The organism is Streptomyces sp. NPDC048560 (genome assembly GCF_040650955.1).
Lineage (GTDB): Bacteria > Actinomycetota > Actinomycetes > Streptomycetales > Streptomycetaceae > Streptomyces.
In genome coordinates this window covers 1,362,050-1,379,762 of record NZ_JBEZIJ010000001.1, presented here as the reverse complement: position 1 = coordinate 1,379,762, position 17,713 = coordinate 1,362,050, and the positions used below count along the sequence as shown (strand labels likewise).

Genomic DNA, 17,713 nt, shown 5'->3' with positions numbered 1-17,713 from the left:
AGAACCGCCATGCTCCGCCCGAAGATCCCCACCAATCCGTTGCCGACCGGAATCGTCACTGGAACCGCCCGGAGCGACGTCCCCGCCGTGCCCCACCAGACCCCGGCCCCTACGGCTCCCGTACGTCCCACGGTTCAGCTCACGCCCGGTGCCGTCGTCGCCGTCATCGGTGGCGGCACGGCCGTGGTGCTGGTTGTCGGCGCGGTCCTGGTTTCCATGCTCCTTGCGGTCGCCGTCACCGCCGCGTCGCTCGCCATCAGCGCCCTGGTCATCAGGTCGCTCATGGCGTCGCAGAACCACCGCTGACCGGCTTCCGGGCGGCCTCGATACCGCCAAGCATCCGCCGCCCGGAAGCCGTGCTCCTGCCCGAACCACAGATCCGGAAGGAAGCACCATCATGACCGACCGCACCGCCCGCCGTCGGGGGAGTGCACGTGCCTGAGTCGCTGCTCGACCGGCTCACCCTCGGCGACCTGTTGAGGGTGGCCTCTGCCCCCGAGTTCCGCCGCTGGGAGGATCAGATCCGCCGTACCGGTGGCTGCTCCAACCCGATCCACCTGACCGGATGGACGCTCACCAAGGACAAGATCACCGGCGAGACCCTTCACCACTACTCGACCGAGACCGAACCCGGCGGACGTCTCCGCCTCGCCTGCGGCAACCGCCGCGCTTCCCGCTGCCCCTCTTGCGCCTGGACGTACGCCGGTGACACCTTCCATCTGATCCGCGCGGGCCTGGCCGGAGACGACCGCCGCGACGTCCCCGCCACCGTGCGGGACCACCCCCGCGTCTTCGTCACCCTCACCGCTCCGTCCTTCGGCCCCGTGCACAACCGTCCCGACCATGGCACCTGCCGCTGCGGTGGCCGGCACTCCGCCGACGCACCCGAACTCGGCACCGCGCTGGATCCCGAGACGTACGACTACGTCGGATCGGTCCTGTTCAACAACCACGCGGGCGACCTCTGGATGCGGTTCACCACTCGCCTCCGACGGGAGATAGCGGCGCGCGCCGGACTCACGCAGACCGAACTGAAGGAATCAGCCCGGCTCTCGTACGGCAAGGTCGCGGAGTTCCAGAAGCGCGGGGCGATCCACTTCCACGCCGTGATGCGGATCGACGGACCCGACGGGCCCGGCACTCCTCCTCCGTCCTGGGCCACCGTCGACCTGCTCACCGACGCAATCCACGCAGCCGCTCGCCACAACTACACCTCGGTGTCCGCTCCCGCCGCCGACGACCAGCCTGCTCGTACCTTCCGCTGGGGCACACAACTCGACGTCCGCCCGGTCACCGCCTTCGGCGACGGCTCCGATGTCACCGAACAGGCTGTGGCGTCCTACGTTGCGAAGTACGCCACCAAGGCGGCGGAGAACACCGGCACCCTGGACCGCCGCATCGGTGAGCTCTCCGAACTCGATCGCCACAGCGTTCCCGACCATGCCCGCCGCCTCATCGCAGCCTGCCACCTCCTCGATCCGCTCTACCCCGAACGTCGGCTGTGGGCCTGGGCGCACATGCTCGGGTTCCGGGGGCACTTCTCCTCGAAATCCCGCCGGTACTCGACCACCCTCGGCGAGCTTCGCCAGGCCCGCGCCGATTTCCGGGCCGCGCAGGAACGACAGTCCCTCGGCCTGGAGGACCGCGTCCCGGACACCGTGCTCGTTCTGGCCGACTGACAGTACGCCGGCCACGGCCACTCGCCCGGCGAATCCGTCCTCGCCGCGACCATCGCCCGTGGTCTCCAGCTCAATCGCGAGACCGTCCGTGAAGCCATGGCAGAGCTGGTCGACGAGGGGGAGTGGTGACCATGGCGCATCCTCTGCCGAGCCGCTACCTGACGCCTGACGACCTGGTCGAGATGTTCGAGCTGCCCAGTGTCGAGACGGTCTACCAGTGGCGCCGGAAGCGGACCGGTCCCCGCGGCTTCCGTGTCGGCAGACACCTCCGCTTCGACCCCGACGACGTACGGGCCTGGGTCGACTCCCGCCGGGGCGAGGTGGCTGCCTGATGGCCGGACACGTCCAGGACCGCTGGTTCGTGACCGTGACCGGCTCTGACGGCAAGCCGCGCAAGGTGAAGTCGGAGCGCTACGGTTCCGGAGCTCGCTACAGGGCGCGCTACGTCGGTCCGGACGGTACGGAGAAGTCCAAGAGCTTTCCGGATCGACAGAAGCGGCTCGCTGATCAGTGGCTGGCTCACACCGAAGCGGACATGGCGCGGGGGCAGTACATCGACCCTCGCGCCGCCCGGACCACATTCCAGCAGTACGCGGAGGGGTGGGTGTCCACACAAGGGGCCGACCCCAACACGCAAGCCTCGATGGAGTCGCAGCTCCGGCTGCACGCGTTCCCGTACCTCGGCACGCGTCCGCTGGGATCGTTCCAGCCGGCGCACATCCGCGACTGGGTGCAGCAGCTCCAGGCGAACGGTGTCCGCGGCTCGTATGCCCGGACGATCTACTCCAATGTGCGGGCGGCTCTGAGTGCGGCCGTGGATGACGGGCACCTTCCTCGGAACCCTTGCGCTGCTCGCTCGGTACGGCCGCCGACCGTGGACACGAAGCGCGTCACGCCCTGGACGACGGAGCGGCTATTCGCTGTGCGCGCGGGTATGCCCGACCGGTACCAAGCGATGGTCGACCTGGGCGGCGGCTGCGGCCTCCGGCAAGGCGAGATCCTGGGTGTCGCGGTGGACGCGATCGACTTTCGCTCGGACACGTTGCACGTCGTCCAGCAGCTCAAGCTGAGCCGCAGCAAGCCTGTCTTCGCTCCGCCCAAGGGCGGCAAGCTGCGGGACGTACCGCTCCCCGGCCCTGTCGCTGACGCACTGCGGGCACACATGAAGCAGTTCCCACCGGTCGAGATCACGTTGCCGTGGAAGGTCGCAGGCGGACCGCTGGTGACCAAGCGGCTGATCTTCACGGCACCGCGCGGTGGTCACGTCTGGCGAACTTCGCTGAACGAGGAGGCGTGGAAACCGGCTCTGGCCTCGGGCGGAGTCATCCCTGTCCCGGCGGCAGGCGCTCCGCACGTTGAGTCACGCGAGAACGGCATGCACGCGATGCGGCACTTCTACGCGTCGGTCCTGCTGGACGCCGGGGAGAACGTCAAGGCGCTCGCCGAGTACCTGGGCCACTCGGACCCAGGGCTGACGCTGCGGGTGTACGCACATCTGATGCCGTCGAGCCAAGAGCGCACCCGTAAGGCTGTGGCCGCCGTCTTCGGCGAAGCGCAGTCAGCTGCTGAATCCGTCTGAGGTCCCTGGGCCGCACTCTCCCTCCTTTGCATCGTGACCCGCCTGGTCGGTCATGCCTGACCGCAATAGTCGGACCACGAACTCGGCAAGGACGATGGGTGCGACTGCAGGATTGAGCGGCAAGGGTCGGGCGGCATCCCGCTCGGCGTCGCCGCGTGCGTTCAGAGGTGCGCAGTGCCAGCCGTCAGTCATTCGCCAGAACACGACTGCCCCGTGCCTCCACGGTCCGCCGTCGAGGGCAGATTCGCCTTCAACCCAGTACAAGGCACTGGCTCGTGCCTCGTCCCACCGCTCACTCGGGGGAGCCCCGACGCTTCGGAGAGCCTCGACAACGGTTGTGACGTACCGACGCATCTCGGCGTGCTGCTTCCCGAGCTCCGCGTCGTCGGTAGAAGCCATTGGTATCCGCCACCCCTTGCGTGCTGATTCTTGGGACGGACCACTGTGGGTCCAGGAACTGAAACAGTGCCTGACGGCCCACAGACGGCCCAGCGCACCGAAAAGCCCCCCACCGGGCGAAGACATTGCAGGTGGGGGGCTTACAGCTGGTTGCTTACTTCTTCTTGCCCTGGTTCTTCACTGCCTCGATCGCCGCCTGCGCCGCGTCCGGGTCCAGGTACGTGCCGCCCGGCTTCAGCGGGTGGAAGTCGGCGTCCAGTTCGTAGACGAGCGGGATGCCGGTCGGGATGTTCAGGCCCGAGATCTTCTCGTCGGAGATGCCGTCCAGGTGCTTCACCAGGCCGCGGAGGCTGTTGCCGTGGGCGGCGACCAGGACCGTCTTGCCGTCGAGGAGGTCGGGGACGATGCCGTCGTACCAGTACGGCAGCATGCGCTCGACGACGTCCTTGAGGCACTCCGTGCGGGGGCGCAGCTCGCTCGGGATCGTCGCGTAGCGCGCGTCCTCGGACTGCGAGAACTCGGTGCCGTCCTCGAGGGCCGGCGGCGGGGTGTCGTACGAGCGGCGCCAGAGCATGAACTGCTCCTCGCCGAACTCGGCGAGGGTCTGCGCCTTGTCCTTGCCCTGGAGTGCGCCGTAGTGGCGCTCGTTCAGGCGCCAGGAGCGGTGTACGGGGATCCAGTGGCGGTCCGCGGCTTCCAGCCCGAGCTGGGCGGTGCGGATCGCGCGCTTCTGGAGGGAGGTGTGCACGACGTCGGGGAGCAGGCCGGCGTCCTTGAGCAGCTCACCGCCGCGGACCGCCTCCTTCTCGCCCTTGTCGGTGAGGTCTACGTCCACCCAACCGGTGAACAGGTTCTTCGCGTTCCATTCGCTCTCGCCGTGGCGGAGGAGGATCAGCTTGTACGGTGCGTCGGCCATGGGTCCGAGCGTAATCGAACCCGTGTGGCCCGCGCGCTACCGGCCACGGGTCGGACAGCGGCCGCCGGAGGGGGTGCGGGGCGTCGATTGACGGGAGGCGTCAATCGACTGGCGGACGTAAATCCTGGCTTCGTAATATGCGGATCACGAGCGGGCCACTTACGGTCCACACTGGTTCCGTATGCCCCGGGGGGAATTTCCGCATGTCTTTCGACGGTCTCAGAAGGGCCGCCCACGAGACGGTCTCCGGGTTCCCCAGAGAGTTCTGGTGGCTGTGGACGAGCACCCTCATCAACCGCCTCGGGGCCTTCGTCGCCACCTTCATGACGCTCTATCTGACGCTGGAGGGTGGGTACTCCGCGTCGTACGTCGGTCTTGTCGTTGCCCTCCACGGGCTGGGGGGCGTCATCTCCTCGCTCGGCGCCGGGGTGATGACGGACCGGCTGGGGCGACGGCCCACCATGCTGATCGCGCAGGTGTCGACGGCGCTGTCCGTGGCGCTCCTCGGCTTCATGGTCCACCCGGTGGCCATCGCGGGAGTCGCGTTCGTCGTCGGTATGGCGAGCAACGCCTCACGGCCGGCCGTGCAGGCGATGATGGCCGACATCGTCCCCGCGAAGGACCGGGTGCGGGCGTTCTCCCTGAACTACTGGGCCGTCAACCTCGGCTTCGCGGTCTCGTCGATCGGTGCCGGGTTCATCGCCGAGTACAGCTACCTCGCCGGGTTCATCGGTGAGGCCCTGATGACGCTGGTCTGCGCCGTCCTCGTCTACATCAAGGTCCCGGAGTCCCGGCCGGAGAAGACGCCTGTCGCACCCGGCGCCGGCGCGGTCCAGGACGAGGTCCGGCTCTCCACCGTGCTGCGCGACGGCCGGTTCATGAGCGTCGTCGGGCTGTCGTTCGTGATCGCCCTCATCTTCCAGCAGGGATCGATCGGGCTGCCCCTCGCCATGGGCGAGGCGGGGTTCTCCCCCTCCGACTTCGGGTCCGTGATCTTCGTCAACGGTGTGCTGATCGTGGCGCTCCAGATCCCGGTCACGCGCTTCATCCAGCACCGCGACCCGCGCAAGCTGCTCGTCATCTCGGCGCTGCTCGCGGGGTACGGGTTCGGGCTGACCGCGTTCGCCGGATCGATCGCCGCGTACGCGCTGACTGTCTGCGTGTGGACCCTCGCCGAGATCGTCAACGCGCCGACGCAGACGGGCCTGGTCGTCCAGCTCTCACCGGCCCACGGCCGCGGGCGCTACCAGGGGATGTACACGATGTCCTGGTCGGCGGCGGCCCTGGTCGCACCGCTGATGTCCGGCTTCATGATCGACCGGTACGGCGCCGAGTGGCTCTGGGGAGCGTGCGCCGCACTGGGCACGGTCGCGGCAGCGGGCTACTGGCTGCTGACTCGGAACCTGCCGCGCGAGTACGCGGCGGGGGAGGCGACGATCGTGGAGAGTGGCACCCCCACGGTGGCCGTCGCGGCGTTGCCGGTGCACGACACGAAGGCCGGGCAGCCCACCGCCTGAGCCGCGGCGGCATCGTTGCACCGCACCACCACGCCCGCGCCACAGGGCACCAACACTGACCACCACGCCCGCGCCACAGGGCACCAACACTGATCACGACCACCACGCACCGCCCCGCGACGGAATCCGTCGCGGGGCGCACGCGTCTGGCCGTCAGCCGGAGCAGCCACCGCACTGGCACGGGCCGCCGGACTGGCAGCCGCACCCGCAGCCCGACCCGCAGCCGCAAGCGGCGAGCACAGACAGGTGCACCACTTCGGTCGGTGCCTCCGGCTGGGGTTCGTTGACGGGGGAATCGGCCATGCTTCCTCCTCAGGGCGTACGCGCTCACGAGGGCGTACGGACATGGTGTGCCGCCCCCAACCCATTGGATGCCCATTCCTGCGGGCGCATCAACGGCGCACACATGCAGAACACGTGTGCGACCCGCGCACCCGGCAGGGTGCACGGGGGGAGCGCGGGAGCTACGCGCTCTCCACCGGACCCGGAGTCGAAGCCTGGAGGTCGTCGGCGTGCTCGCCGGTGACGAGGTAGACGACCCGCTTGGCCACCGACACCGCGTGGTCGGCGAAGCGCTCGTAATAGCGCCCGAGCAGCGTCACGTCGACGGCCGTCTCGATGCCGTGCTTCCAGCGGTCGTCCATCAGGTGCTGGAACAGCGTGCGGTGCAGCAGGTCCATCTCGTCGTCGTCCTGCTCCAGCTGGAGCGCCAGGTCGACGTCCTTCGTGATGATGACCTCGGCGGCCTTCGCCATCAGGCGCTGTGCCAGCTGGCCCATCTCCAGGATGGTCGCGTGCAGGTCGTGCGGCACCGCCGACTGCGGGAAACGCAGCCGTGCCAGCTTGGCGACGTGCTGGGCGAGGTCGCCCGAGCGCTCCAGGTCGGCGCTCATCCGCAGCGAGGTGACGACGATCCGCAGATCGGTCGCCACGGGCTGCTGGCGGGCGAGGAGCGCGATGGCGCGTGCCTCCAGGTCGTGCTGCAGGTCGTCGACCTTCTGGTCCGCGGCGATGACGCTCTCCGCGAGCTTCAGGTCGGCGTCGAGCATGGACGTGGTGGCCCGCCCGATCGCGGATCCGACGAGCCGGGCCATCTCGACCAGGCCCTCGCCGATCGAGTCGAGTTCCTCGTGGTAAGCGTCGCGCATGGAAGTCCCTCTCCAGTTTCCTTACTGAGGCCGGGGTCTCTTGGACCGACCCCCACGCTCCCACGGTGCGGGGGGAACGCGTCGGGATCCGACCGCGGAAGTGAACCGGTACTTGCTCCTCGGTGAACTCTGGGCGACGAGTGTTCGAGATGGCACCCGGATGGCTGGGAGGGAGTTGTCCACCCCGCATAACCTTGAAGCATGGACGTGAACGCGGCGGTCGCCGCAGCTGCCGCGATCGCCGGGTTGTTGACCGGTGTGATCGCCATGCTGGCGTTCCGCTGGAGCGAGCGCGAACAGAACAGACCCACGCGCACGTCCCTGCGGCCCGACAGCAACGCAGCACTGCCCCCCGGAGTGGACACCGTCCTCTCCGTACTCAGCTCGTCCGCCGTGGTCCTCGACGAGAGCGACAGCGTCGTCAAGGCCAGTTCCGCCGCGTACGCGCTGGGTCTGGTCCGCGGCGGCCGGCTCTCCGTCGACGCCATGCTCCACATGGCCAGGGACACCCGCAGGGACGGCGAGATACGCCAGGTCGAGCTGGACCTGCCCCGGCGCGGTACGGGCCGTGGCGAGGCGCTCGCCGTCTCCGCCCGGGTCGCACCGCTGGGCTCCCGCCTGGTGCTGCTGCTGGTCGAGGACCTCACCGAAGCCCGCCGCATAGAGGCGGTACGACGTGACTTCGTCGCCAACGTCAGCCATGAACTCAAGACTCCCACCGGCGCGCTCTCCCTGCTCTCCGAGGCCGTCATGGACGCTTCGGACGATCCGGAGGCGGTGGAGCGGTTCGCCGGACGGATGCAGATCGAGGCGACCCGGCTCACCAACCTCGTACAGGAACTCATCGACCTCTCGCGGGTGCAGAACGACGACCCGCTGGAGGACGCGGAGCCCGTCCGCGTGGACGAACTGGTCGACGAGGCCATCGACCGCTGCCGGCAACAGGCCGGCTCGAAGCAGATCACCATGGCCTCGGGCGGAACCGCGGACCTCTTCATATGGGGAAACCGCGGGCAGCTCGCCGCGGCTCTCGGCAATCTCGTCGAGAACGCCGTCAACTACAGCCCCGCCCGCACGCGCGTCGGGATCGCCGCCCGCCGCATCGTGGCACCAGGCGGGGATCTGATCGAGATCGCCGTGACCGACCAGGGCATCGGCATCTCCGAGAAGGACCGCGAGCGGGTCTTCGAGCGGTTCTACCGCGTCGATCCGGCCCGGTCGCGGGCCACCGGTGGCACCGGTCTCGGCCTCGCCATCGTCAAGCACGTGGCCGCCTCGCACGGCGGGGAGGTCACGGTCTGGAGCTCCGAGGGTCAGGGCTCCACCTTCACCCTGCGACTGCCCGAATCGGGCGTCGTACGGGAGCGCACCACCGGCGGACCGCTTATCGTCAACGGCGACGACGAGGCACCGTTCGAGACCGACTCCTTTGAACCATTCCCTGCCCCGGAGGCTCTTCCGTGACCCGAGTGCTTGTCGTCGAGGATGAGGAATCCTTCAGCGACGCCCTGTCCTACATGCTCCGCAAGGAAGGCTTCGAGGTCGCCATCGCGGCGACCGGCCCCGACGGACTCGACGAGTTCGAGCGCAACGGCGCCGACCTCGTCCTGTTGGACCTGATGCTGCCGGGCCTGCCCGGTACCGAGGTCTGCCGCCAGCTGCGCGTCCGGTCCAACGTTCCGGTGATCATGGTGACCGCCAAGGACAGCGAGATCGACAAGGTCGTCGGGCTGGAAATAGGAGCCGACGACTACGTGACCAAGCCCTTCTCCTCGCGCGAGCTGGTCGCCCGCATCCGTGCGGTCCTGCGCCGCCGCGGTGAGCCGGAGGAGGTCACACCGGCCGCCCTGGAGGCGGGCCCGGTGCGGATGGACGTGGACCGGCACGTGGTCACCGTCTCCGGCGGCAAGGTCGACCTGCCGCTGAAGGAGTTCGACCTGCTGGAGATGCTGCTGCGCAACGCGGGCCGCGTACTGACCCGTATGCAGCTGATCGACCGGGTCTGGGGCGCGGACTACGTCGGCGACACCAAGACCCTCGACGTCCACGTCAAGCGGCTCCGCGCCAAGATCGAGCCGGACCCCGGGGCGCCGCGCTACCTGGTCACGGTCCGTGGCCTGGGCTACAAGTTCGAGCCGTAAACCGGCACGGACACCCCCGGCCCGCTGACCGGGGCACGGATACCGACCCCGGCCCGCTGACCGGGGCGCTAATACCGAGCCCGGCCCGCTGACCGGGGCACGGATACGCGCCCGGCCGCTGACCGACAGCTGAACGAAGCCGTACGTGAAAGGGGCGCCTCCCTGCCGGGGGGCGCCCCTTTTCACATGTACGTACGAAGGGTCAGTGACCCGTCGCCGTGGTCTCCGAGGCGGACGCGTCGGCGGCCGGGGTCGTCGCACCGGGCACCGGCTCCGTGGGCGTACCGGACGCGGCGCCCGGCGTACCGGACGCGGCGGGCGAAGCCGGCTGGGTGGGCGTGGGCTTGGCCTGCGCGGGTAGCGAGCTCGGGCCGAAGCCCTTGAAGAAGCTGGTCGCCGGGACGACGGAGGCACCCAGCTCGACGTCACCGGTCTCGCTGAACTTGAAGACGACCGTCTGGACGTCCCCGTTGCGAGTGGCCTCGTGGCCGCTCTCGATCACGGCGGCGGCGTTGCCCTTCCCGCCGAGCAGGACCGAGCCGCCGGCCGGTACGACGACCGGGCCGCTGCCCTTGGCGGCGTGCAGCTTCACCGGGGTGTTGCTGCCCGACAGCGTGATGGCCTCAAGAGTCTCGCTCTTGGTGCCGTTGTTGAACACCAGGGCGGAGACGACGGCCGGACCCTCGGCGCCGTGCTCGGGCTGGGTGATGACGTTCGCGTTCTGGATCTTGATGTTGTCCACGGCAGTGGCTGCGTTGTCCGGCCTGACCTGGAGCGTCTGTGCGTCGTTGCCCGCGCTGCACGCGGACATCGAGGCGATCGAGAACACGATGGCAGTGGCGGCGAGGGCGCCGTGTCGAAGGCTGCGGCTCACGGCGGCGGCAACTCCTTGAACGATCGGAGGGCGAGCGGCGTAAAGCCGCCCTAAGTGTGTGTCAGCGCGCTCAGGTTACCGAGCCGGGCTCCCCGTCCCGCACCCGACCCGCCTCCTACGGCGAGCGGGCACGACCTGCGGGCCGTGCCCGCGCCGATTCATCCCCCGTTCGCATAACCCCGGTGATCAATTTCCGGGGCGCGACGCATTCCGCGCACATAATCCTCACGCGCGCCGAACGCGTGGGGTCGATGATCAATTTCATTGACCATCGACCACTTACGTCCGTACGGGTGATCGATGTCCGAACGGACTAGGGAAAGTTCATCATCTGGAATCCGGCAAAACGGGACGTTCGCCACCTTCGGAACAGGTTCCGACAGGTGTGACGGCTGTGTTTCACCTCGGCCGCACAGCCGCTCCGACCTGCGAATACCGCGTTCCGGAAGCCTTCCGCAGCACGTTCCTGTTGCTGTTGTCAAGCCCCGAGATATGCCCTGACCTGCGAAAACGCCATTCAGGAGATGCTGTTCTCGTGTTACTCTGGATAGCCACGGAAGGGGTACCTGTCACATGACGTTCAAGGTTGGCGACACCGTGGTCTATCCCCATCACGGGGCCGCGCTGATCGAGGCTATTGAGACTCGCCAGATCAAAGGCGTGGACAAGACCTACTTGGTGCTCAAGGTCGCCCAGGGTGACTTGACGGTTCGTGTACCGGCGGACAACGCGGAGTTCGTCGGAGTGCGCGACGTGGTCGGGCAAGAGGGACTGGACCGGGTCTTCGAGGTGCTGCGCGCACCGTACGCCGAAGAGCCGACGAACTGGTCCCGGCGTTACAAGGCAAATCTCGAGAAGCTCGCCTCCGGCGATGTCATCAAGGTCGCGGAAGTCGTGCGTGACCTGTGGCGTCGTGAGCGCGAGCGCGGTCTCTCCGCAGGTGAAAAGCGCATGCTCGCCAAGGCCCGCCAGATTCTGGTGAGTGAGCTCGCACTCGCGGAGAACACGAACGAGGACAAGGCCGAGGCTCTGCTCGACGAGGTCCTCGCGTCCTGAACCGGATCGCACCGGTCGTATGAATAATGTGCCGCGGTGCCCGCTGACCAGCCGTATTTACGCTGTGTCGCCGGGCGCTGCGGCATGTTCGGCTCCAAATGTGGTGCCTTTAATCAGCCGTTCTTCACCAGCTCAATTCAGCCATGCGCGCGCATTGAGCGGCCGGTGAGGCTTGTTCGACCAGGTGTCACGGAAGGGGCCCGGTCAAGTCAAGCGTCCCGCCCGGCTCGCTGGGGCCATACCCATGTCGGCCGTGGAAACAAACCTGCCGAAGCTTCGGAGTGCTACCGATGTCACCGATGTCACCGACGCCCGACGAATCGCGCCCTCCCCGCACCGCCGCGGTGATTCCCGCAGCCGGCCGGGGCGTGCGTCTCGGACCGGGCGCGCCCAAGGCGCTCCGCGCCCTCGGCGGGACCCCGATGCTGATCCACGCAGTCCGGGCCATGGCGGCGTCCCGCGCCGTGAGCCTGGTCGTCGTGGTCGCCCCGCCGGACGGCGCGCCCGAGGTGAAGAACCTCCTCGACGAGCACTCCCTGCCCGAGCGCACCGACTACCTCGTCGTGCCCGGCGGTGAGACCCGCCAGGAATCGGTCAGGATCGGCGTCGACGCACTGCCCGCCGACATCGCCGTCGTCCTCGTCCACGACGCGGCGCGCCCGCTCGTCCCGGTCGACACCGTGGACGCGGTGGTCGAGGCCGTACGCGACGGGGCACCCGCCGTCGTCCCCGCCCTGCCGCTCGCCGACACCGTCAAGGAGGTCGAGCCGGGGGCCCCGGGTGAGCCGGAACCGGTGCTCGCCACTCCCGTACGCGCCAGGCTGCGCGCGGTGCAGACGCCGCAGGGCTTCGACCGCGAGACGCTGGTCCGCGCCCACGCGGCCGTGGCCGTCGACGGCGAAGGTGCCACCGACGACGCGGGCATGGTGGAGCAGCTCGGGGTGCAGGTCGTCGTCGTACCGGGGCACGAAGAGGCGTTCAAGGTGACCCGGCCGCTCGACCTGCTGCTGGCCGAAGCGGTTCTCGCGCGCCGGAGGGCGAACGATGCGTTCTGATTCCCCCGCTCCCGTGATTCCCCTGGTCGGGATCGGGACCGACATCCACGCGTTCGAGGAGGGCCGCGACCTCTGGTGCGCGGGGCTGCTGTGGGAGGGCGAGGGCCCGGGCCTGGCCGGCCACTCCGACGCGGACGTGGTCGCCCACGCGGCCTGCAACGCGCTGTTCTCGGCTGCGGGCCTCGGCGACCTCGGCCGTCACTTCGGTACGGGGCGCCCCGAGTGGTCGGGAGCCTCGGGCGTCACGCTGCTCACCGAGGCGGCGCGGATCGTGCGGTCCTCGGGGTACGAGATCGGCAACGTGGCCGTGCAGGTCGTCGGCGTCCGGCCGAAGATCGGCAAGCGCCGCGAGGAGGCCCAGAAGGTCCTGGCCGCGGCGGTCGGCGCCCCGGTCTCCCTCTCCGCCGCCACCTCCGACGGCCTCGGCTTCACCGGCCGCGGCGAGGGTCTTGCGGGCATCGCGACAGCGCTGGTGTACCGCGTACCGGCCTGACGGAGCGCGGTCCCGGGTCGTCCGGACCGGGGCGGCCCGCTCCGGTCCTGGGCCGGTTCGGGCGGTCCGGACCTGGCCGGGGCGCAGCACCGCGGCCCGTCCGGCCCGGCTGGACGGAACCGGCGCCCGAGGACCGGGCATAACGGAACGCCCGCCAGGGGCACGCGCACTGCCGTGGGCCCACTACCCTTGAGGAGTGACTATTCGCCTGCATGACACCAGCGCCCGGAAGATCCGTGATTTCGTTCCGCTCACAGCGGGCTGTGTCTCGATCTACCTCTGTGGCGCGACCGTGCAGGCCGCTCCCCACATCGGGCACATCCGATCGGGCCTGAATTTCGACATCATGCGCCGCTGGTTCGAATACCGCGGCTACGACGTCACGTTCATCCGCAACGTCACCGACATCGACGACAAGATCATCAACAAGTCGGCCGAACAGGGCCGCCCCTGGTGGTCGATCGGGTACGAGAACGAGCGCGCGTTCAACAACGGTTACGACGCGCTCGGCTGCCTCCCGCCCACGTACGAACCGCGCGCGACCGGCCACATCACCGAGATGGTCGAGATGATGCGCGGTCTCATCGAGCGCGGTCACGCCTACGAGTCCGACGGCAACGTCTACTTCGACGTGCGTTCGTACCCCGGCTATCTGGAGCTCTCCAACCAGGAGCTGGACGATCTGCGCCAGCCGTCGGGCGAGGGCGAGACCGGTAAGCGGGACCAGCGCGACTTCGCCATGTGGAAGGCCACCAAGCCCGGTGAGCCCAGCTGGGAGACGCCGTGGGGCCGCGGCCGTCCCGGCTGGCACCTGGAGTGCTCCGCCATGGCGCACAAGTACCTGGGCGCGGCCTTCGACATCCACGGCGGCGGCCTCGACCTGATCTTCCCGCACCACGAGAACGAGATCGCCCAGGCCAAGGCGTACGGCGACACGTTCGCGAACTACTGGGTGCACAACGGCTGGGTCACCATGGCCGGCGAGAAGATGTCGAAGTCGCTCGGCAACTCCGTGCTGGTCAGCGAGATGGTCGGCGCCTGGCGCCCCATCGTGCTGCGGTACTACCTCGGCACCCCGCACTACCGGTCGATGATCGAGTACAGCGAGGAGGCACTGCGCGACGCGGAGTCCGCGTTCGCGCGGATCGAGGGCTTCGTGCAGCGCGTCACCGAGAAGGCGGGGGAGACCGTCGAGCCCGCCACCGAGGTGCCGCCCGCGTTCGCCGAGGCGATGGACGACGACCTGGGCGTCCCGCAGGCGCTGGCGATCCTCCACACCACGGTCCGCCAGGGCAACTCCGCCCTCGCAGCCGACGACAAGGAAGCCGCCGTGGCCCGCCTCGCTGAGGTACGTGCCATGCTCGGAGTCCTCGGCCTCGACCCGCTCGACCCGCACTGGGCGGGCGAGAGCGACCGCGGCGAGGATCTGCACGGCGTCGTCGACACCCTCGTACGTCTCGTTCTCGATCAGCGTCAGTCGGCACGCGACCGCAAGGACTGGGCCGCCGCCGACGCGATCCGCGACCAGCTCAACCAGTCCGGTCTCGTCATCGAGGACAGCCCCAACGGTCCCCGATGGACCCTCGGGCCGCGCTAGCAGGCTCCTCCGCACCGGTCTGACCGGCGCAAATGTGCCGCCCGGGGTTCCGGGCGGCACACTTTCACTTGAAGACATATTTCTGAAGCAACGAAACAGGTAGGTCATGGCCGGGAACAGCCAGCGCAGGAACCGCCGCACGTCCAACAAGAAGGGCATGCAGGTCGGCAGCGGTGGTCAGCGACGCCGTGGTCTCGAAGGCAAGGGACCGACGCCGCCCGCCGAAGCCCGTAAGAAGCACAAGAAGAACCGCATCGCCACCGCCAAGGCCAAGCACGCCGCCGTCCGTCGTCCGGCTCCCCGCCGCGGCGGGGCCAAGGGCGCGTCCGAGATGGTCGTGGGCCGTAACCCGGTGTTCGAGGCGCTGCGCGACGGTGTCCCGGCGACCACGCTCTACGTCCAGCAGTACATCGACAACGACGAGCGGGTGCGCGAGGCGCTCCAGCTCGCCGGCGCGCGCGGCAACATCAACCTGATGGAGGCCCCGCGCCCCGAGCTCGACCGGATGACGAACGGCCTGAACCACCAGGGCCTCGTCCTCCAGGTCCCGCCGTACGAGTACGCGCACCCGGAGGACCTCACCGCCGCCGCGTACGACAACGGCGAGGACCCGCTGATCGTCGCCCTCGACGGCGTCACCGACCCGCGCAACCTCGGTGCCATCGTCCGCTCCGTGTCCGCGTTCGGCGGCCACGGCGTGGTCGTGCCCGAGCGCCGCGCGGCCGGAATGACCGCCGGTGCCTGGAAGTCGTCCGCCGGTACGGCGGCCCGCACCCCGGTCTCCCGTGTCACCAACCTGACGCGGGCCCTGGAGGGCTACCAGAAGGCCGGGATCACGGTCGTGGGCCTGGCGGCCGACGGCGAGCACACGGTCGAGGACCTGGAGGCCCTGGCGGGTCCGGTCGTCATCGTGATCGGCAGCGAGGGCAAGGGCCTCGGCCGGCTCGTCGGCGAGACCTGTGACTACCGCGTGCGGATCTCGATGCCGGGCGGCGCCGAGTCCCTGAACGCCGGCGTCGCGGCCGGCATCGTGCTGTACGAGGTGGCGCGCCGCCGGGCGTGACCCCTTCCGGGTCCGGCCGGGCGGGGCGGCTTCAGCGCGCCCCGCCCGCCACCCCTGCCAGCCGTGCCCGCATCAGTACCGCGATGGTGAACGCGTCGGTGATCCGGCCGTCGCCCACCATGGCCTCCGCCTCCGCGAACGGCACGGTGAGGCACCGGCGGATGCCCTCCGCCCCGTCCAGCGGGCCCGTCCCGCTGATCCGGGCGGCGAACAGCGACACGTGATCACCCGTCGTACCGGTGTCCGGATGCACCTCGCCGAGCGGAATCACCTCGTCGGGCACGGCACCGATCTCCTCCCGGAGTTCCTTCGCCGCGTTCTCCTCGTCGGACAGGCCTGCCGTGCCGAAGCCGCGCGGCACCTCCCAGTGCCATGAGCGCGTCGCATGGCGGAAGTGCTCGATGAGCACCACGTCGCCGTCCAGCAGGGGGAGCACCACGCACCCCTGCTCCGCGGTGGGGCTCAGGGAGCGGATGTACGTCCCCTCCGTCCCGTCCGGGAAGCGCACGGGATCACGGACGAGCAGGACGTACGGGTCCTGGTAGAGCACGCCGCCCGCCGCCGAGACCGCGTCGGGATCGGTGAGGATCTCGATGCCTCCGGGCTCGTTGCGGAACAGGTCGGGGCGCTCCGCGCGCAGCTGCTCGTAGTGCTCGGTGCTCATAGGTCTGTCGTGCTCCCCTTGGACCCGCCGTCGCTCACGCGAACGGCGACTGCTGATCGGCCTGGTGCCTGGGCGGCTGTGTGCCCGTCTCCTCGATCCGGCCTCCGTACGCCTTGAGGATCTTCGCCCAGTCCCTCTTGACACTGCCCAGTTGGAGCGAGGGCAATGTCAGGGAATGCCCGAGCCCGCTGCGGGCTCCGCTGCCGCTCCGGTCGAAGAACTCCAGCCTCATACTGAGCGCCCCCGCGAAGGCCGTCGCCAGCTGGAGCGATCCGGCCAGCAGCGACACCTCCTCGCCCGCGGTCACCTGAAGCGCGATGCCCGTGGACTCCAGGACCAGCGCCACCTTCATCTCACGCTGGAAGCCCAGCCCGCCCCCGCTCACCTTGCGCGCCGCCCGCAACATGCCGCGGTGCAGCCTGGCCACGTCGGCGGTGCCCGAGCGGAACTCCTGCGGGGAGGGCATCCGGCCGTCGCGGAAGCTGCCGAGGACGAAGGAGTCCAGTGAGTCCACGTAGGAGTGCCACTCCTCCGTGGTGCGCAGCCGTGCCACGTCCGCGAGGGACAGCGAGCCGTAGGAGTTGGGCCCGTCGACCGCGCGGTGCAGGGCGTCGGCGAAGACGTCCCGCAGGAGGAGGCCGATCGACTCCGGATCGGTCTCCTGCGGACGGACGTCGTCCCGCAGTTCCTGGAGCGTCGACCTGGGCGGCGAGCCCGGGGGAGTCAGCGCGGTGATCCTGCTCGCCTTCGGGACACCCAGGTTGTACAGGAGGTCGATCAGCTGCTTGGCGGGCACGATGTGCTTGCCCTCCCGCAGCAGCCCGTGCCGCACCTCGGTGCCGGGCCGGGTCAGGAACTCCCGGTACACGGTCTCCCGCGTGATGGGGGTGTACAGGTCCTGCCGGACCGCCCATACGGCGATGTCGGTGAGGATGCCCTCCTTCATGGCCCGGGCCAGCTTGACGGAGATGTTCAACTGCTTGCTCAGCGGGGCCTCGTGGAGCCGCGGGAGCGTGGGCAGCTGGCGGGAGAAGAACTGGCTGACCTCCGCGGTCGCCTCGCGGTTGGCCTCGTCGTCCCAGTCGAAGCGGACCAGCGTCGGTTCCGCGTCGTCGGCGAGCAGTCGTCCCCAGGCGCGGTGGACCTGCTCGTCGTACGTCCAGGCGAACCGTGCCGCCGGGTCGCGTTCCGTGTACAGGAAGGGGACGAGCGCCTGGTCGTTCAGCAGCCGTACGAAGGCCTGCCGCTCGGAGGGTTCGGCGTCGGGCAGGTAGTTGGCGTACACGGCCTCGTTGTTGAGGAAGTACGCCCGGTTGACCACCAGGGTGCCGCTGTTCACCAGGGCCCGCCGCAGTTCGGCAGAGGAGGCCGCCACGTCGTCGGGTGAACGGCCGGGCGGGGCGCCGGCCCGCTGCCGGGCCGCGGCCAGGTCTCCGGGCAGCCACTGGTTGTCCAGAGCCTGCGCCATCACCGGGTATCTGGTGAGGTCCTTGAAGGTCAGCAACTGTCCGGCCATGTATCCCTGTCCCCGT

At 69.3% G+C, this 17,713-nt stretch carries 16 protein-coding genes and 1 pseudogene; 12 read left to right on the top strand and 5 right to left on the bottom strand.

The window, feature by feature from the left end; translation table 11 throughout:
- Positions 1-9: 9 nt before the first annotated feature.
- The 4 genes and pseudogenes from AB0C82_RS06270 to AB0C82_RS06255 all read left to right on the top strand — a co-directional run bounded on the left by AB0C82_RS06270 (position 10) and on the right by AB0C82_RS06255 (position 3,258).
- Positions 10-306, top strand: a complete 297-nt coding sequence (locus AB0C82_RS06270) for a SpdD-like protein (RefSeq protein ID WP_362836757.1) — start codon at positions 10-12, stop codon at positions 304-306.
- Positions 307-434: 128 nt separating this feature from the next.
- A pseudogene (gene repSA, locus AB0C82_RS06265) lies at positions 435-1,808 on the top strand (replication initiator protein RepSA).
- Between the two features lie 2 nt (positions 1,809-1,810).
- The gene (locus AB0C82_RS06260) at positions 1,811-2,011 is read left to right on the top strand and encodes a helix-turn-helix domain-containing protein (RefSeq protein WP_362836755.1); all 201 of its coding nucleotides are present in this window, start codon (positions 1,811-1,813) and stop codon (positions 2,009-2,011) included.
- Positions 2,011-3,258, top strand: a complete 1,248-nt coding sequence (locus AB0C82_RS06255; protein WP_362836753.1) for a site-specific integrase — start codon at positions 2,011-2,013, stop codon at positions 3,256-3,258. Before AB0C82_RS06260 ends, AB0C82_RS06255 begins: the two co-directional genes overlap by 1 nt.
- 553 nt (positions 3,259-3,811) lie before the next feature.
- Here the strand turns inward: AB0C82_RS06255 and AB0C82_RS06250 are convergent.
- Positions 3,812-4,573, bottom strand: a complete 762-nt coding sequence (locus tag AB0C82_RS06250; protein WP_362836751.1) for a phosphoglyceromutase — start codon at positions 4,571-4,573, stop codon at positions 3,812-3,814.
- Between the two features lie 203 nt (positions 4,574-4,776).
- Between AB0C82_RS06250 and AB0C82_RS06245 the strand changes: the two genes are divergently transcribed.
- The gene (locus AB0C82_RS06245; RefSeq protein WP_362836750.1) at positions 4,777-6,090 is read left to right on the top strand and encodes an MFS transporter; all 1,314 of its coding nucleotides are present in this window, start codon (positions 4,777-4,779) and stop codon (positions 6,088-6,090) included.
- 464 nt (positions 6,091-6,554) lie between these two features.
- Here the strand turns inward: AB0C82_RS06245 and phoU are convergent, their stop codons facing one another.
- Positions 6,555-7,238 carry a phosphate signaling complex protein PhoU gene (phoU, locus tag AB0C82_RS06240; RefSeq protein ID WP_362836749.1) on the bottom strand — a complete coding sequence of 228 codons (684 nt, stop codon included), beginning with the start codon at positions 7,236-7,238 and terminating at the stop codon, positions 6,555-6,557.
- Between the two features lie 201 nt (positions 7,239-7,439).
- On the opposite strand from phoU, the gene AB0C82_RS06235 reads away from it, so the two are divergent.
- Together AB0C82_RS06235 and AB0C82_RS06230 are read left to right on the top strand one after the other, a co-directional pair.
- Positions 7,440-8,702 carry an ATP-binding protein gene (locus AB0C82_RS06235; RefSeq protein ID WP_362836748.1) on the top strand — a complete coding sequence of 421 codons (1,263 nt, stop codon included), beginning with the start codon at positions 7,440-7,442 and terminating at the stop codon, positions 8,700-8,702.
- Positions 8,699-9,379, top strand: coding sequence for a response regulator transcription factor (locus tag AB0C82_RS06230; RefSeq protein WP_014047499.1), 681 nt, complete (start codon positions 8,699-8,701; stop codon positions 9,377-9,379). The genes AB0C82_RS06235 and AB0C82_RS06230 overlap by 4 nt, the downstream gene beginning before the upstream one ends.
- Before the next feature lie 202 nt (positions 9,380-9,581).
- Here the strand turns inward: AB0C82_RS06230 and AB0C82_RS06225 are convergent, their stop codons facing one another.
- Positions 9,582-10,253 carry a DUF461 domain-containing protein gene (locus tag AB0C82_RS06225; RefSeq protein WP_362836746.1) on the bottom strand — a complete coding sequence of 224 codons (672 nt, stop codon included), beginning with the start codon at positions 10,251-10,253 and terminating at the stop codon, positions 9,582-9,584.
- Between the two features lie 573 nt (positions 10,254-10,826).
- Between AB0C82_RS06225 and AB0C82_RS06220 the strand changes: the two genes are divergently transcribed.
- The 5 genes from AB0C82_RS06220 (at position 10,827) to rlmB (ending at position 15,517) form a co-directional block, all read left to right on the top strand.
- A complete protein-coding gene (locus AB0C82_RS06220; RefSeq protein ID WP_006380568.1) occupies positions 10,827-11,309 on the top strand; it encodes a CarD family transcriptional regulator in 483 nt (160 codons plus the stop codon).
- A 290-nt stretch (positions 11,310-11,599) separates the two neighbouring features.
- A complete protein-coding gene (ispD, locus tag AB0C82_RS06215) occupies positions 11,600-12,364 on the top strand; it encodes a 2-C-methyl-D-erythritol 4-phosphate cytidylyltransferase (RefSeq protein ID WP_362836744.1) in 765 nt (254 codons plus the stop codon).
- Complete coding sequence (ispF, locus tag AB0C82_RS06210) at positions 12,354-12,857, top strand: 2-C-methyl-D-erythritol 2,4-cyclodiphosphate synthase (RefSeq protein ID WP_362836743.1); 504 nt, start codon at positions 12,354-12,356, stop codon at positions 12,855-12,857. The genes ispD and ispF overlap by 11 nt, the downstream gene beginning before the upstream one ends.
- Positions 12,858-13,053: 196 nt before the next feature.
- Positions 13,054-14,454 (top strand): cysteine--tRNA ligase, encoded by a 1,401-nt coding sequence (gene cysS, locus AB0C82_RS06205; RefSeq protein ID WP_362836741.1) that lies wholly within the window; start codon positions 13,054-13,056, stop codon positions 14,452-14,454.
- Positions 14,455-14,560: 106 nt separating this feature from the next.
- Positions 14,561-15,517: a 23S rRNA (guanosine(2251)-2'-O)-methyltransferase RlmB gene (rlmB, locus tag AB0C82_RS06200; RefSeq protein WP_362836739.1), complete on the top strand. Its 957-nt coding sequence runs from the start codon at positions 14,561-14,563 to the stop codon at positions 15,515-15,517.
- Between the two features lie 31 nt (positions 15,518-15,548).
- Here rlmB and AB0C82_RS06195 read toward each other — a convergent pair whose 3' ends face one another.
- Both AB0C82_RS06195 and AB0C82_RS06190 read right to left on the bottom strand, forming a co-directional pair.
- The gene (locus AB0C82_RS06195; protein WP_362836737.1) at positions 15,549-16,181 is read right to left on the bottom strand and encodes an NUDIX hydrolase; all 633 of its coding nucleotides are present in this window, start codon (positions 16,179-16,181) and stop codon (positions 15,549-15,551) included.
- 34 nt (positions 16,182-16,215) lie between these two features.
- Complete coding sequence (locus tag AB0C82_RS06190) at positions 16,216-17,697, bottom strand: hypothetical protein (protein WP_362836735.1); 1,482 nt, start codon at positions 17,695-17,697, stop codon at positions 16,216-16,218.
- Between the last annotated feature and the right edge of the window lie 16 nt (positions 17,698-17,713).

Excerpts from the sequence above, each read along its gene's own strand:
- AB0C82_RS06270 (WP_362836757.1), top strand. The coding sequence starts at position 10 with ATGCTCCGCCCGAAGATCCCCACCAATCCGTTGCCGACCGGAATCGTC.
- ispD (WP_362836744.1), top strand. The coding sequence starts at position 11,600 with ATGTCACCGATGTCACCGACGCCCGACGAATCGCGCCCTCCCCGCACC.
- AB0C82_RS06255 (WP_362836753.1), top strand. The coding sequence starts at position 2,011 with ATGGCCGGACACGTCCAGGACCGCTGGTTCGTGACCGTGACCGGCTCT.
- AB0C82_RS06195 (WP_362836737.1), bottom strand. The coding sequence starts at position 16,181 with ATGAGCACCGAGCACTACGAGCAGCTGCGCGCGGAGCGCCCCGACCTG.
- AB0C82_RS06235 (WP_362836748.1), top strand. The coding sequence starts at position 7,440 with ATGGACGTGAACGCGGCGGTCGCCGCAGCTGCCGCGATCGCCGGGTTG.
- phoU (WP_362836749.1), bottom strand. The coding sequence starts at position 7,238 with ATGCGCGACGCTTACCACGAGGAACTCGACTCGATCGGCGAGGGCCTG.
- AB0C82_RS06260 (WP_362836755.1), top strand. The coding sequence starts at position 1,811 with ATGGCGCATCCTCTGCCGAGCCGCTACCTGACGCCTGACGACCTGGTC.
- AB0C82_RS06245 (WP_362836750.1), top strand. The coding sequence starts at position 4,777 with ATGTCTTTCGACGGTCTCAGAAGGGCCGCCCACGAGACGGTCTCCGGG.
- AB0C82_RS06250 (WP_362836751.1), bottom strand. The coding sequence starts at position 4,573 with ATGGCCGACGCACCGTACAAGCTGATCCTCCTCCGCCACGGCGAGAGC.
- AB0C82_RS06190 (WP_362836735.1), bottom strand. The coding sequence starts at position 17,697 with ATGGCCGGACAGTTGCTGACCTTCAAGGACCTCACCAGATACCCGGTG.
- ispF (WP_362836743.1), top strand. The coding sequence starts at position 12,354 with ATGCGTTCTGATTCCCCCGCTCCCGTGATTCCCCTGGTCGGGATCGGG.
- AB0C82_RS06220 (WP_006380568.1), top strand. The coding sequence starts at position 10,827 with ATGACGTTCAAGGTTGGCGACACCGTGGTCTATCCCCATCACGGGGCC.
- rlmB (WP_362836739.1), top strand. The coding sequence starts at position 14,561 with ATGGCCGGGAACAGCCAGCGCAGGAACCGCCGCACGTCCAACAAGAAG.